This is a genomic window from Aggregatibacter segnis ATCC 33393, from assembly GCF_900476035.1.
GTDB classification, from domain to species: domain Bacteria; phylum Pseudomonadota; class Gammaproteobacteria; order Enterobacterales; family Pasteurellaceae; genus Aggregatibacter; species Aggregatibacter segnis.
In genome coordinates this window covers 60,217-74,414 of the sequence record NZ_LS483443.1, presented here as the reverse complement: position 1 = coordinate 74,414, position 14,198 = coordinate 60,217, and the positions used below count along the sequence as shown (strand labels likewise).

14 protein-coding genes and 1 pseudogene are annotated in these 14,198 nt (G+C 41.0%); 13 read left to right on the top strand and 2 right to left on the bottom strand.

What is annotated here, in order from left to right; genetic code table 11:
- Positions 1–109: 109 nt before the first annotated feature.
- The gene (locus DQN58_RS00410; protein ID WP_006719264.1) at positions 110–439 is read right to left on the bottom strand and encodes a ComEA family DNA-binding protein; all 330 of its coding nucleotides are present in this window, start codon (positions 437–439) and stop codon (positions 110–112) included.
- Positions 440–830: 391 nt separating this feature from the next.
- Between DQN58_RS00410 and glpE the strand changes: the two genes are divergently transcribed.
- The gene (glpE, locus tag DQN58_RS00405; RefSeq protein ID WP_006719262.1) at positions 831–1,157 is read left to right on the top strand and encodes a thiosulfate sulfurtransferase GlpE; all 327 of its coding nucleotides are present in this window, start codon (positions 831–833) and stop codon (positions 1,155–1,157) included.
- On the opposite strand, the gene DQN58_RS00400 is transcribed toward glpE, so the two are convergent.
- Positions 1,154–1,468: a DUF5389 domain-containing protein gene (locus DQN58_RS00400; RefSeq protein WP_006719261.1), complete on the bottom strand. Its 315-nt coding sequence runs from the start codon at positions 1,466–1,468 to the stop codon at positions 1,154–1,156. The two genes, glpE and DQN58_RS00400, sit on opposite strands and share 4 nt — an antisense overlap.
- 41 nt (positions 1,469–1,509) lie before the next feature.
- Between DQN58_RS00400 and DQN58_RS00395 the strand changes: the two genes are divergently transcribed.
- The 12 genes and pseudogenes from DQN58_RS00395 (at position 1,510) to DQN58_RS00335 (ending at position 14,103) form a co-directional block, all read left to right on the top strand.
- Entirely contained in the window at positions 1,510–2,385 is an 876-nt protein-coding gene (locus DQN58_RS00395) for a rhomboid family intramembrane serine protease (RefSeq protein WP_006719260.1), read from the top strand.
- 64 nt (positions 2,386–2,449) lie between these two features.
- Complete coding sequence (locus tag DQN58_RS00390; RefSeq protein ID WP_006719259.1) at positions 2,450–3,205, top strand: DeoR/GlpR family transcriptional regulator; 756 nt, start codon at positions 2,450–2,452, stop codon at positions 3,203–3,205.
- Positions 3,206–3,450: 245 nt separating this feature from the next.
- The gene (locus tag DQN58_RS00385) at positions 3,451–6,225 is read left to right on the top strand and encodes a TonB-dependent receptor domain-containing protein (RefSeq protein WP_006719257.1); all 2,775 of its coding nucleotides are present in this window, start codon (positions 3,451–3,453) and stop codon (positions 6,223–6,225) included.
- Between the two features lie 464 nt (positions 6,226–6,689).
- A complete protein-coding gene (locus tag DQN58_RS00380) occupies positions 6,690–7,877 on the top strand; it encodes a phage major capsid protein (RefSeq protein ID WP_032997978.1) in 1,188 nt (395 codons plus the stop codon).
- A 53-nt stretch (positions 7,878–7,930) separates the two neighbouring features.
- Entirely contained in the window at positions 7,931–8,497 is a 567-nt protein-coding gene (locus DQN58_RS00375; protein ID WP_006719254.1) for an HK97 family phage prohead protease, read from the top strand.
- A 1-nt stretch (position 8,498) separates the two neighbouring features.
- Complete coding sequence (locus DQN58_RS00370) at positions 8,499–9,731, top strand: phage portal protein (protein ID WP_006719253.1); 1,233 nt, start codon at positions 8,499–8,501, stop codon at positions 9,729–9,731.
- Positions 9,715–10,059: a phage head closure protein gene (locus DQN58_RS00365; RefSeq protein ID WP_006719252.1), complete on the top strand. Its 345-nt coding sequence runs from the start codon at positions 9,715–9,717 to the stop codon at positions 10,057–10,059. The genes DQN58_RS00370 and DQN58_RS00365 overlap by 17 nt, the downstream gene beginning before the upstream one ends.
- On the top strand, positions 10,046–10,360 hold the full coding sequence (locus tag DQN58_RS00360; RefSeq protein ID WP_006719251.1) for a head-tail connector protein: 315 nt from the start codon (positions 10,046–10,048) through the stop codon (positions 10,358–10,360). Before DQN58_RS00365 ends, DQN58_RS00360 begins: the two co-directional genes overlap by 14 nt.
- 14 nt (positions 10,361–10,374) lie before the next feature.
- On the top strand, positions 10,375–10,731 hold the full coding sequence (locus DQN58_RS00355) for an HNH endonuclease signature motif containing protein (protein ID WP_006719250.1): 357 nt from the start codon (positions 10,375–10,377) through the stop codon (positions 10,729–10,731).
- Between the two features lie 220 nt (positions 10,732–10,951).
- A complete protein-coding gene (locus tag DQN58_RS00350) occupies positions 10,952–11,320 on the top strand; it encodes a phage terminase small subunit P27 family (RefSeq protein WP_005633848.1) in 369 nt (122 codons plus the stop codon).
- Between the two features lie 7 nt (positions 11,321–11,327).
- Positions 11,328–12,996: pseudogene (locus tag DQN58_RS00345) on the top strand (terminase large subunit).
- 546 nt (positions 12,997–13,542) lie between these two features.
- Positions 13,543–14,103 carry a hypothetical protein gene (locus tag DQN58_RS00335; RefSeq protein WP_006719247.1) on the top strand — a complete coding sequence of 187 codons (561 nt, stop codon included), beginning with the start codon at positions 13,543–13,545 and terminating at the stop codon, positions 14,101–14,103.
- Positions 14,104–14,198: the final 95 nt, after the last annotated feature.

Sequence of the window (14,198 nt, the reverse complement as noted above, 5' to 3'; positions counted from 1 at the left end):
CTTATTTTGTTAAGTGCGGTTGAAAAATGCCTCGTATTATAACGCACCCAATAAAAAAGACGAGGCGCATTGCCTCGTCTTACATAAAAACAATGTTAGAGGAGAGAGATTAAAGTGCGATGCGATCGCGATTTTTTTCGAGCGTAGCTTTGCCGATACCTTGCACTTCTAATAATTGCTCGACAGCACTAAACGCCCCGTGTTTTTCACGGTATTGCACGACGGCTTCCGCTTTTTTCGCGCCAATACCCACAAGCGCTTTTTGAATTTCGGCGGCAGAGGCCGTGTTGATGTTGACTTTCTGGCTAACAGCGGCCGTTGCGGCAGGTTGCTCTGTTTGCGCTGCAGGTTCTGCCGCCTTTTCTGCTGCCATGGCAGTGCCGGTAAACACCGTTCCTAACACGAACAGAGAAGCCAAAAGATGTTTCATTACTTTCATAGTGATTCCTTTTCAGACTAAAGTTAAATACACGTTGAATTAATCAACGGGCGTACTTTGCCGAAAATCGAAAAAATGCACGAGAAAACGACCGCACTTTTGGGAGCTTGATCGCAAAACAAAAAAAGTGCGGTAGAAATAAGGGCGGTTTTGTCAGGGGAGATGATTTTGAACGCTATTTTATTTGTTAAAAAAACGTTGAGTTTTTGGCTGAAAAAGGTTAATTTTGCCCACCTTTTATACTGGTATTTGGAAGAAAATCGTTTATCCGTAAGTCAATCGTTACTATTTTTACTTTATGTTGAAAGGTAGTGCTTAAACATCGTTGTTGATATATACGGCTAAATACCTTATGACATAAGCTTTAATACGTATTAATGAATAAGATGTTATGACAGATTTTATTGAAATTACGCCTCAACAAGCGTGGGAAATGTTACAAAAGGATGAAAACGCTGTGTTGGCAGATGTGCGGGATTCGGCGCGCTTCAGTTATTCTCATGCTCAAGGTGCAGTGAATTTAACAGAACACACTTGGCCGGATTTTGAAGCGGAATATGACTACGATCAGCCGATTTTGGTGAGTTGCTATCATGGCGTGAGCAGTCGCAGTGTTGCCACGTTTTTACTGCAACGTGGCTATGAAAGGGTTTACAGTGTGCAAGGTGGATTCGCCGCTTGGGTGGACGCTAACTTACCGCTGGAAACGGCATATTAATTAAATCCAACGGCGATGATATAACCTAAAACGCCGTAAAATATGACCGCACTTAAGGCTAAACCTCGACGTGCGAAAGCCGGTTTGCGTTGATGTAGTCGATAAAAAATCCGCGCTAGGATGACTAATGCTAATGGATAACACCAGAGAAAAATTGACATGACGCGGACTTGAATGTCGCTGAGGTGCGGATTGTTCAATAAATGCGGTGAAACCAATTGTGCCAAAGGCCAAAGTAAAATAGGTAAACAAAAGAGAGCAATTGCCCAAGTGAACGGGCTAAATCCCTGAGGCAAATTTGAATTTCTCATTTTTTCTCCGTCGATTAAATTTTGGAAAAGGAATATAGCAAATGCAGCATTTGTTTGGTAGTGAAATCCCTGACTTAGTGCGTGATTTTCAGGCGCATATTCGTACGAAATATCACGCGGAAGTGCTTGTTGAAGAAAACCAAAATGCGCAGGGCAAGCTGGTATATCATGTTTTTCTATCGGAAAACACACCGCACTTTTTGGCGATTGAACAGGAAACAGAGGTTTTTCTAACAGAATGGCTGGAACGAAAAAATGCACAAGCGTGGCAAAACGGTGTCAGTCCACTCAATGTTTCTCATGAAGTGTCTTCCGCTAACTCTCAGGCAAATAGCCGCTTTTCTTTTTTATCTTATTTCCAACAGCAAAAAATAACCGTCTTTCTGACCGCACTTTGTGCCTTGATTTACCTTTTGATGTTTTTAGGCTTTGCCGAACCGCTTTTATTACTCACCCATTTCCCGGCTGAACCGGAACAAGAAGACGAGATTTGGCGTTATCTCAGCCATACATTGGTACATTTATCCAATATGCACATTTTGTTTAATCTCACCTGGTGGTGGATTTTTGGTGGGGCGATTGAGCGGCAGTTAGGGAGCATTAAATTACTTCAGATTTATTTACTTGCCGGTGTAATTACCGGCGTGGCGCAAAACGTCGCAAGCGGACCGGCATTTTTCGGTTTATCAGGTGTGGTATATGCCGTGTTGGGCTATGTGTTTGTATTGGATAAATTGAATAAACAAACCGATTTTGAAGTGCCGGATGGCTTTTTTTATATGTTAGTGGTGGGGATTTTGCTCGGCTTTGCCGGTCCATTGGTGGATATCAATATTGGCAACACGGCGCATATTTCCGGTTTATTGGTGGGAATGTTATTGGCGTTTTTGGATCGAAATATTCGCGTAAAGTCGTGATCTTCGAGTAAAAATAAGATAAATTAACAGCCCGAAGTGTTATTTTAACAACTAAGGAATACACATGAGACAATCTCTTCGTCATCAAAAAATTGTCGAATTGGTTAAACAAAAAGGATATTTAAGTACAGATGAGTTGGTGGCGTTATTTGATGTGAGCCCCCAAACAATTCGACGTGATTTAAATGAACTGGCAGAAGCGAACGTGATTCGCCGTCATCATGGTGGCGCGGCCTCACCTTCTACTGCAGAAAATAGCGATTATCACGATCGCAAACACTTTTTCTCTCAAGAAAAAAATCGCATTGCGCATCAAGTGGTGCAACTCATTCCCAACGGAGCTTCACTCTTTATTGATATCGGCACAACCTCTGAAGCGGTTGCCTTTGCCTTATTAGCCCATCAAAAACTACGTATTGTGACCAATAACCTCAACGCGGCACATATTCTCATGCAAAATGACTCTTTTGATATCACCATTGCCAGTGGGTCTTTGCGTCAAGATGGCGGCATTATCGGTGAGTCAACGGTGGAGTTTTTATCACAGTTCCGTTTGGATTTCGGGATATTAGGTATCAGCGCCATTGATTTGGACGGTACGTTGTTGGATTACGATTATCATGAAGTACAAGTAAAACGTGCGATCATTGAAAATTCTCGTAATACCTTGTTGGTAACAGACCATTCTAAGTTTAGTCGACGTGCAATGGTCAAACTGGGAGCCATTACAGATGTAGAGTATGTGTTCACCGATTCGGATGTCCCGCCAAGCATTGATGAGTTATTAAAAAATAAGAACGTCAACCTTGTTATTTGCTAGCGTTTAACCCGCTTTCCTTTCATTCCCAGCAAAAAGTGCGGTGGATTTTCACCGCACTTTTTTTGTTTCTTTTTCTCTTCTTTATTTTTTATTTGCTTAAATCTTATTTTTCAACTTAAAATAAGATCATCATCAAAAATGGATAAATATACGTTTTCATAAATTTTTATGTACGTCATCGCTTGTTTATTTGTGATGTTGTTTTTTATTGGATAAAAACTTTTATTAGGATCTTGAGGAGCAAAATGCGTAACGCCATAAAATTTAATGTAATAACACTTTGTGTGTTTAATGTGATCAACATTGCCTATGCTGAAGAGCAATTAGACCAAATTGATGTGGTTGAAAGAATCATTGCTAATGAGAAAAAACCGTTTACTGAAGCGAAAGCGAAAAGCACGCGAGAACATGTTTTTAAAGAAACACAAAACATTGATAACGTTGTTCGTAGTATGCCGGGCGCATTTACCCAACAGGATAAAGGCTCCGGTGTGTTGTCGTTAAATATTCGTGGAGAAACGGGATTCGGCAGGGCAAACACCATGGTGGATGGCATTACACAAACATTTTATTCCACATCGATGGACTCCGGGCAAGCCGGAGGGAATTCGCAATTCGGGGCATCATTAGATCCGAATTTTATTGCCGGCATTGATTTAACGAAGGGGAATTTTAGTGGCACAAACGGTGTGAATTCTCTTTATGGCTCGGCAAATTTCAGAACATTGGGCGTCAATGATGTGATTGTAGGGGATAAGAATATTGGTTTTATTATCAAAGGGATGACCGGCACCAATGCAACAAAATCCAACTATATGGCGATGGCAGCTACCCGAAAATGGCTGGATAATGGTGGCTATATGGGCATGTTGTATGGTTATAGTCGCCGAGAAGTGTCGCAAGATTATAAAATCGGCGGAGGTGGTCAGAAAATTGCGGATGTTGGTGATGATTTTTTACAACAACAAAAAAAGAAAGAATTTACCGAAGCCGGGTTTGTATTTGATCAAGCTAAAGGCCGTTGGATGCCGGATATGAATAAAAATATGTGGGCTTGTAACGCCCCCACACCATCTCAACCGGAGGCCTATCCTTGCAGTTATTATCGTAATGCGGAGCGAAGACGAATTTTACAAGATCCGGAACACTCTCCTGAATTACAAAAACAAATTGATGAAACTAACGCGGCTTTTGAGCGCAATAACGACCAATATCGTTTGGCGCCATTGGATCCAAGCAGTATTCGTCAAAGTGCTCATAGTCATTTAGTCAAGTTTGAATATGCTGACGATCGCCATACGTTAAATCTACAATTACGTGCTTTGGATAATGCTATTGGTACGCGCAAAATTGAAAACCGTAATTATCAACTTAATTATAACTTCAATGATAATGGCTATGTTGATATGAAGCTGTTGTTAGCGCATAACGTGGGTAAATCCAAATATCCGCAAGGTTCACGATTTACCGGCTGGGAAGTGTTGAAATATTTAGAAACGAAAAATACAGCTGATATTTTTGACATCAGTAACAGTTACACATTTACCTTGCCAAAAGACGTTGATTTAAAAACTACCTTAGGTTTTAACTTCTTCAAAAATGAATATAGCAAAAATCGATTCCCTGAAGAGCTTAGTTTATTTTACGACGGTTCTTCACAGCAGGGCGGTTTATACGATTTCCTAGGACGTTATAAAGGTTCAAAAGGCTTATTGCCACAAAAATCGAGTATCTTGCAGCCTTCCGGTGAGCAAAAATTTCAGACCTTTTATTTAGATACGTCACTGACTCGCGATATCTATCAGTTGGATTACAGTGTGAATTTGATTAAGTATAAATTTAACGGGGAATATGCGAGTTACTATAATTCTCCGGAAGATTTTGAAAAAGCTTTTGGCAAGGATTCTCAAATTTATAAAAAATATTGTGATCCTAACGGCGGTTGTCAAATTTATGAACCTTTAGAAAGAAGGGCCGGCCACAAAATAGCAATAAACCATTCTGCGATTTTCAGTGCGCGTCTTCATGACTACTTTATGCCTTTCGTGGGCTATGCCAGAACGAACCGTATGCCAAATATTCAGGAAATGTATTTTTCTCAAGTCTCTGATGCTGGTGTTAATACGAATTTAAAACCGGAGCGTGCTTCGACTTATCAATTGGGTTTTAATACCTTTAAGGAAGGTGTTTGGAAAAATGATGATGTGCTAGGAATAAAAGTCGTCGGGTATCGTAGTTACATTAAAAATTATATTCATAATGTTTGGGGCGAATGGTGGCAAGGCGGAGCGCCTACTTGGGCAGAAAGCAACGGTTTTCAATTTACCATTGCTCATCGTAATTATGCTAAAACGGTGAAAAAGAGCGGTGTGGAATTAGAGTTAAATTATGATATGGGCAGATTCTTTACGAATCTCTCGTACGCTTATCAAAGAACCAATCAGCCGACCAATTATAGTGATGCCAGCCCTCGTCCGAATAACGCATCAAAAGAAGATATTTTGAAACAGGGCTATGGCTTGAGTCGAATTTCTGCGTTACCAAGAGATTATGGTCGCCTTGAGCTTGGTAGCCGTTGGTTTGATCGGAAATTAACGGTCGGCGGTGCAGTTCGCTATTACGGTGAAAGTAAACGTGCTTCCATTGAGGAACGGTATATTGATGGTACCACATTTGAGAAGAATGCCTTAAGACGTGGCCATCATGCAATTAAAGAAACGGAAACCATTGAAAAACAGCCGTTGATTTTTGATTTATATGTCAGTTATGAGCCGATTGAAAATCTGGTTTTAAAAACAGAAATTCAGAATTTGTTTGATAAGAAGTATATTGATCCGCTGGATGCCGGTAACGATGCGGCAACACAACGTTATTACAGTAGCGTAAGTAGCGCTCCATCACAGCCTTGCTTACCGGGAGAATTATGCCATACGGATGGCCATGGCGGAAAAACGCAATCTGTTTTAAATAACTATGCTAGAGGACGAACCATCGTGTTCAGCTTGAGTTATCAATTTTAGAGGAAGTTTAGAATGGTGCCCCAACAGGACTTGAAATTATTGAATAATTCTTTAATTATCAATGTGTTGAATCTTTATTGAAATACCGTGGTTACAATCGTGGTTACATTAAAGAACAACCAATGAGAAAAAAGATTTAATTTCTATCAACGCTCAAAATTATATAAAAAGGTGTTCACCTGTTCACTGTATATTATATTTCTTTATTTATCATATATTTATATAGTGAATAGGGTGTTCACTAGGTATTCACTAGTGTTCACTCTTAAAAAATCCCATCTAAATTATATTTTTCCACCTATGCCTGTATAAAAAATAAGCAGTCAAATTTCACCTGCTCAACGTATCCTAACGTAGCTAAACTATTAATTTTTAAGCAATTTACTTCCTGTTTTTTGTGTATATATTGTTCTATGGGCTTTTTATAAGCCGTCTTAATTAAGATGATTTTAAAAGGATTAACTATGTTTAAAAAACTGTTAGAACTACGCCAACAAAAAGCGGAAAAAGTCGCAGCAATGCGCGCTATGTTAGACAAGGCGGAACAAGAAAATCGCTCATTAAATGATGCTGAAAACGTTGACTTTGAAAAGTTGAAAGATTTGGTTAAACAATTGAGCGATGAAATCGCCCGTTATGAAACGGTGGCCGATGAAGAACGTAACATTGCCGACAAAGGCAAACCGGTAGAAACACGCGGTAAAACCTTCAGCAATGACGAACTACGCCACTACATTAAAACGGGTGAATTACGGAATCTTTCCACCACCGGTCAAGAAGATGGCGGTTATACCGTGATCCCACAATTGGATAAAGACGTAATGAAACGCTTAACCGATGATAGCGTGATGCGTCAAATTTGTAACGTGGTCCGCTTGCCGGTTGGTGCGAAAGAATACAAAAAACTTGTTTCCGCTGGTGGTGCAGTAGTGGCCCATGGTGAGGAAGGTCAAGCCCGCAATGGTACCGCCACACCGAAACTCCATGAAGTCACTATTGCGTTAAACCCTATCTATGCCTATCCGAAAACTACTCAAGAAATTTTGGACTTCTCCAGCATTGATGTTTTAGGTTGGTTGACTGATGAAATTACCGAAAGCTTCACCGAAACCGAAGAAACCGACTTAACCGGCGGTGACGGCACGAAGAAATCAAAAGGCTTCTTGTCCTATGAACGTTCTACCGAAGCGGACAAAGTACGCGCCTTTGGTAAGTTACAAAAATTAGAAGTTGCCGGTGCCGACAAAATCACCGCTGATACGCTAATTGATTTGTTCTACACCTTACACAGCAAATACCGTAAAAATGCCGTTTGGGTGATGTCTTCCACAATTGCGGCGGCATTACAAAAACTCAAAAACAAAAACGGCGATTTTATTTGGCGTGATGGTTTAACCGTAGATGCGCCTTCTACCCTTTTAGGTCGTCCGGTTTACTTCCTTGAAACTATGCCGGCAAGTGGTGCCAATAAACCGGTAGTTGCCTTTGGTGACTTCAAACGCGGTTACTTCATTGTAGATCATGAAACCGGCGTAAGAACCCGCCCTGATAACATTACCGAACCGGGCTTCTATAAAGTCCATACCGATAAATATCTTGGTGATGGCGTGGTAGATAGTAACGCAATCAAGTTCATTGAAGTTACGGCTTAATCGTCAAATTCCAACGGGGGCAATTAAGCCCCCTTTTTGTTAAAAGGGAAAGTATGAATAAAGAATTTGAAATCCGCTCATCCGAAATCGCCGCAGACAGCGAGAATAAAAAACTGGTTGGCTATGTGGTGAAGTGGGACAGCCCTTCTGAAGTGCTTTATTGCGATTTTGTAGAACAATTCAGTGCGAATGCGTTTAGTGAAAGTTTAAGCAGCGGTGCCGATGTACGGGCATTATTTGAACACGATCATTCCAAACTATTAGGGCGTACCCGCGCGGGAACCTTAAAACTGGAAGAAGACGCAATAGGTTTACGTTTTGAATTAATGCCACCTGATACCACCTTAGGGCGTGATTTGTTGGTAAGTGTTGAACGCGGCGATATTAGCGGGATGTCTTTCGGCTTTTGGGCTAAAGAAGAAACATGGAATTTTGATGTAGAGCCTTGTCAACGCACAGTGGCCAAAGCGGAATTATTTGAAATCACCGTTACCAGCATTCCTGCCTATCCTGAAAGTAGCGTTGAGATTGCCAAACGCTCAATGGCAACCGCGAAGGGAAAAACGCAAGGAAAATCCACCGCACTTTTGAAACAATGGCTCGATGTGGTGGAGGCGTAATATGTGGAACCCATTCAGACGAAAAGAACAACGCAGCTCACCGATGGCAATTAATGAACTGCTTTCTTATCTTGGTGTATCAAATACCGGCGCAGGGGAATTTGTCAGCCCGAACACGGCGGAAAGTTTACCGGCGGTGATGAGTGCTGTTACCGTTATTTCAGAAGCGGTGGCCAGTATGCCTTGTTATTTGTATCAACTTAAAGACGATGGCCGCGAGCGCGTTTATCGTCACCCGGTGGACTATCTCTTAAACGAGATGCCAAACCGTAGCCAAACACCGTATCAATTTAAATACACCATGATGCGTCACTGCCTATTAAACGGTAACGCTTATGCGGTGATTGAATGGAACAACAAAGGCGAACCAATCAGCCTTACCCCGTATGAACCAAGTGCGGTCAATATCTATCGCAAAGTTGGCGGTGAGTATATCTATCAAATTACCGACTTAGACGGCAATACCAAAAACTATCTTCAAGATGAAATCCTACATTTACGCCATTCTTCCCTTGATGGCTTTATGGGACGTTCACCAATTACGATTTGCCGTGAAACCGTGGGCTTAGGCATTGCTCAACAGAAACACGGATCGGCAGTGATGAAAAATGGCTTAATGGCGAGTGGATTAATTACTACCGCCGAATGGTTGGATGATGCCAAAGCACAAAAAGCGGTAAAAGCCCTTGAACGTTATAAGGGGGCAAAGAACGCTGGGAAAACACCAATCCTCGAAGGCTCAATGGAATATAAACAGTTAGGCATGACAAACCAAGATGCGGAATGGTTAGCAAGCCGTACGTTCACAATTTCCGATATTGCCAGAATCTACAACATTAGCCCGATTTTCCTTCAAGACTATTCCAATAGCAGTTATTCAAACTTTAGTGAAGCCAGTCGAGCCTTTTTATCGCAAACCTTGCGCCCTTGGCTAACTAATTTTGAACAGCAGCTAAAAGATGCCTTGATGATTGATTTAGGTAGCAACAGCAAGAAACGTTACTTAATTGAATTTGATACAAGCGACTTATTGCGCACAAGTCAAAGCGAGCGTTTCAAGAGTTACGATGTGGCAATTAAAGCCGGTGTAATGTGCCCGAATGAAGTCCGCCGCCGTGAAGGTTTACCGCCTTATGAGGGTGGAGAAGAATTTAGCCAAGCATGGAAACAAACCGTAGAAGTAAAACGCGGTGATGAACAAGAACCGGGGGTAAGCAATGGCAATCATGATTAAGGCCGGAAAGTATAACAAGGTGATTAGCCTACAAAAGCAAGTGAACGAACAGAACGACTACGGCGGTATTGTGAGTAAATGGAAAACCGTTGCCAATATCCGGGCGGCGGTTGAACCATTACAAGGTAGAGAGTTCTTCTCCGGTGCGGTGCCATTAAATGAAAATACGGTGCGCATTCGCATACGTTACGGAACTAATGTTGATAACACTATGCGCGTGAAATATGGGAACCGTTCGCTAGAGATAATCAACATTATTGATAGTAAAGAAGCACACAAAGAACTACAGCTTATCTGTAAGGAGTTGACCGGCAATGGTGGAAATTAATTTAACGATTGATGAAATCAAAGCGCACTTAAATCTCGATCATGATTTAGATGATGAGTTACTGGAAGCCTATAAGGTGGCCACATTGGAAGTATGCCAAAAACATATTGGCAAAACCTTTGGGGAAGAAGAAACGGAAAAGACCATACCTTTTACCCCGGCGATTAAGATTGGTTGTTTAATGTATATTGCCTATCTCTACACTAACCGCGAAGCCGTCACAGACTTAGCCAACCTTAAACCGGCACCTATGACGATTTCCGCATTGTGGGAAGTGTATAGAGAACCATGCGCTTACTAAGGATTTAGTAACCGATGCCATACCAATCATTAAGACGTTGTAGCTATCCCGGATGTAGAAACAAAGTAAAGTCCGGTAGATGTGAGGAGCATAAACCCAAGGACAACCGCCCAAACAGTAGCGCACGCGGTTACGACCACAAGTGGAGCAAATACCGCGCACAATACTTAAAGCATCATCCCCTTTGTGTGATGTGCTTAGAGCAAGGCAAATATACTCCGGCAACAGTGATAGACCATATCAAGCCGGTAGAGAACGGGCAAGCCGATCCGTTGTTTTGGGTAGCAAGCAATCATCAGCCTTTATGTCGTGATTGTCACAGCTATAAAACACGAGTGATAGACCAACGCGGATTTGGTGCGAAGAAGTAAGCCGTGGTCATTATGACCATACCTGAGCTAACCAATCCAATTTTGGATTAGTCGAAATTTTGAACAAAATCCAACTTTGGACTTTGCTTTAAATTAAACGATTACAAAAAGACAATTTGAAGAGGTGGGGGAGTTTTTGAAAGAAAGTGGCAACCCTACGGAACCGCCCGCCCACTCAAATTTTTAAGCAAAGTGATTTTTTAGAAAATAAGGAAAGTGAATGAGCAAGCGAAAAAGTTATAAAACGCCTGATTTCTTGGATGATATTGCTAAAAGCCAATGGAAAGCGCGTATTAAACAACTTTCAGAACGTGGCGATATTAAGCCGGAAGATTTAACAAACCTTGAAATTTATTGCGAAAACTACGCAATTTGGCGGCATTCCGTGGCAGATTTAGCCAAAAATGGCTTCATTATCGTAAATAGCCAAGGCACACAATCAAGAAACCCGGCATTATCCGCGAAAGCAGATGCCGAAAAAGTCATGATCAAGATGTCTTCCCTGTTAGGCTTCGATCCAGTAAGTCGCCGTAAAAATCCAGTAGAAACGGACGTTACTGATATGTTGGATGAAATCCTCACAATGTAGGCGAAAAATGGAAACCTGGCACGAATACGCGAAGAAAGTTCAATCAGGTGAAATTAGTGGCTTGTCGTAAGATAAAACAAGCCGTAGCGCGTTATTTTGACGATTTAGCGAACCCCGCTTATTTCTTTGATGAAAGTGCGGTAAATAAATTCTTGGCTTTCTCCCGCCTATGCCCACACGTTAAAGGGCATTTACGCGGGCAACCAATCGAGCTTTCAGACTGGCAGACGTTTCTATTCGCCAATCTGTTAGGCTTTAAGCGCACCAATACCGGCTTGAGAAAATATCGTTCCGCTTATATCCAAGTGGCGCGAAAAAATGCCAAGTCCACCGTGGCCGCCGTGTTGGCTAATTGGTTCCTACTGATGGAATCAGGCCAACAAGATATTTACACTGCAGCAGTAAGCCGAGACCAAGCCCGCATTGTGTTTGATGATGCGCGCCAAATGTGCTTGCTTTCCCCGCCTTTGCGCAAACGGCTCAATATTCAGCAGCATAAACTGATTAATCCGAAATCAAATAGCTTAATGCGCCCATTAGCGGCTAAATCCTCAACCATTGAGGGAACTAACCCAAGTCTCGCCATTGTGGACGAATACCACCTACACACTGATAACAGCGTTTACAGCGCATTAGAACTAGGGCAAGGCGCACGCCCGGAAGGTTTACTGTTTGCCATTACTACAGCGGGAAGTAACGTTATTTCCGCTTGTAAGCAGCACTATGATTACTGCGCGCAAATACTGGAAGGCAACGAACAAAACGACAGCTTATTTGTGCTGATTTTTGAATTGGACGAAGAAAGCGAAATTGATAATCCGGAAAACTGGGTAAAAGCCAATCCGAATATCGGTAAATCCATTCCTTACCTTGATTTTGAAAACACGATCAAGAAAGCCCGAGGGATTCCTTCCGAGTGGGTGGAAATGCTTACCAAGCGTTTTAATGTTTGGTGCCAAGGAACAACGCCATGGCTAGGTGAAGGCAATTGGGCGCAGTGCGCACGAGATTACACGGAAAGCGACTTACTTCACCAAGATTGCTATTTAGGCTTGGATTTATCTAGCACCAACGACCTAACAAGCCTTTGTTACACCTTCCCTCAAGGGAAAAAAGTGCGGTTGATTACCCGGCATTATATTCCTGAATTTCAGCTTAATAATGTGGCTAACAAGAACCGGGCAATCTATCGAAACTGGGTGCGCCAAGGGTGGCTAATTGCCACAGAGGGCGACTGTATCGACTATGACAAAATCCGCGATGATATTTTGAAAGATGCGGAAAACTTCAATATCAAAATGATCGGCTTTGATGTTTGGAACGCCACGCATTTAAGAACGCAATTACAGGCAGCAGGCTTAGAGGTAGAACCGTTCCCACAAACCTATCAACGATTTAGCCCGGTGGCCAAAAGTGCGGAAGTGTTGATAAATCGCCAAGTGATAGAACACCACGGCGATCCGGTACTTTCGTGGGCATTATCCAATGTTGTGATGGAAACCGATGCGAACGCCAACATAAAACCGAACAAGAAAAAGGCCGCAAACAAAATCGATCCGGCAGTAGCTTTCTTGATGTCATTCGGTACTTATCAACTTGAATATGGCGATCTGATTTTTGAGTTATCGGAAGAACACAAACAGGCACTAGAACAATTTAATGGTATTGATTTATGAGATGTAAAAAAATCCCTACGCTTCACAACGTGGGGATTTTTATTTAATAAGGAAAATACAGCCCAAGCCATCATTGACAGTATTTAAATATAAGCCCCCGAACTGCGGAAGCACCTACTACAAACCGTTTCCAATATGTAGCGCATTAATTATAACGCAGAATAAATAATCCTAAAACAGCCGTAGCTTAACGGGGCTTAACGATTGTTTGCCTATTCCCAAATCTAATGCTAGAATCAGCACAACTCTATTCATATATACAAATTCTAACCATAAACATTATGGAACACTTTTATAATTGTATTAGTAGCGTTTTTACTAAGTTAGCTGAAAAACCGTTACAGTCAATGTTTTCTTTAATTTTACTTTTAATTTTTGCTCAATCTAGCCAAGAGCAAAAAGATCAGATTCTACAGGTGATATTGGAGTATATACAAGAACCCACAAAAAGTTACATGGCATATATTATATTAGTTGGGTTATTGCTTGCCAGCGTAGCTTGTAATGTTCGTTTATACATCAAACTAAAGATAACGGAGGACAAAGATGGATAATCTACTACTAACATTTTTATCTATACTATGCGTTGTTTTCCTTATTGAATGGGTATATAAAAAAATTATCTTACCTCTCATAATCTATAAGTATCAGAAAAAACATTCAGCTATACAGAAACAGTTATCAGCTATTTTAGTTGAAAAAGATGTTGATGTTAAAGCTAAAGAGGTATTGGAAAAACTACTAAGATCTCATTTTAGTAGAATAGCTCTTGATAATATAAAAATTCGTTGGAAATTTATACGATATATCAATTCCAATGAAGAAGCTAGATTTGCTTATAGAAAAAATATTGATGAAAACCAGAATATTCTTGAAAATGCAACCTTAAATGAGTTTCATAATATTTTTGATTCGTCAGCAAATATTGTTCACGCAGCTTTTATATTTAATAGTCTACTAGATATTATTATAATGGTGTTCTTTCTTATTTTTACTATTCCAATTTTATTGGCTCTTGGATTATTAGGAAAAGTCCCTAAAATATTTAAACCTTTATTTAATATAAATAAGCCGGATTTATCTACTATAGATTCTAAACGTGCTTAATCAATCAAAACACGCCTATATTGTTTGATATTGGCGTGTTTTTTTTCAGAAATAATTCAACGCACCTAGGCTGATCCCCGAAAGTAAGAAGCCTT

Bases quoted from the DNA above. Each gene is read 5' to 3' on its own strand.
- DQN58_RS00410 (WP_006719264.1), bottom strand. From the start codon at position 439: ATGAAAGTAATGAAACATCTTTTGGCTTCTCTGTTCGTGTTAGGAACG.
- glpE (WP_006719262.1), top strand. From the start codon at position 831: ATGACAGATTTTATTGAAATTACGCCTCAACAAGCGTGGGAAATGTTA.
- DQN58_RS00400 (WP_006719261.1), bottom strand. From the start codon at position 1,468: ATGAGAAATTCAAATTTGCCTCAGGGATTTAGCCCGTTCACTTGGGCA.
- DQN58_RS00395 (WP_006719260.1), top strand. From the start codon at position 1,510: ATGCAGCATTTGTTTGGTAGTGAAATCCCTGACTTAGTGCGTGATTTT.
- DQN58_RS00390 (WP_006719259.1), top strand. From the start codon at position 2,450: ATGAGACAATCTCTTCGTCATCAAAAAATTGTCGAATTGGTTAAACAA.
- DQN58_RS00385 (WP_006719257.1), top strand. From the start codon at position 3,451: ATGCGTAACGCCATAAAATTTAATGTAATAACACTTTGTGTGTTTAAT.
- DQN58_RS00380 (WP_032997978.1), top strand. From the start codon at position 6,690: ATGTTTAAAAAACTGTTAGAACTACGCCAACAAAAAGCGGAAAAAGTC.
- DQN58_RS00375 (WP_006719254.1), top strand. From the start codon at position 7,931: ATGAATAAAGAATTTGAAATCCGCTCATCCGAAATCGCCGCAGACAGC.
- DQN58_RS00370 (WP_006719253.1), top strand. From the start codon at position 8,499: ATGTGGAACCCATTCAGACGAAAAGAACAACGCAGCTCACCGATGGCA.
- DQN58_RS00365 (WP_006719252.1), top strand. From the start codon at position 9,715: ATGGCAATCATGATTAAGGCCGGAAAGTATAACAAGGTGATTAGCCTA.
- DQN58_RS00360 (WP_006719251.1), top strand. From the start codon at position 10,046: ATGGTGGAAATTAATTTAACGATTGATGAAATCAAAGCGCACTTAAAT.
- DQN58_RS00355 (WP_006719250.1), top strand. From the start codon at position 10,375: ATGCCATACCAATCATTAAGACGTTGTAGCTATCCCGGATGTAGAAAC.
- DQN58_RS00350 (WP_005633848.1), top strand. From the start codon at position 10,952: ATGAGCAAGCGAAAAAGTTATAAAACGCCTGATTTCTTGGATGATATT.
- DQN58_RS00335 (WP_006719247.1), top strand. From the start codon at position 13,543: ATGGATAATCTACTACTAACATTTTTATCTATACTATGCGTTGTTTTC.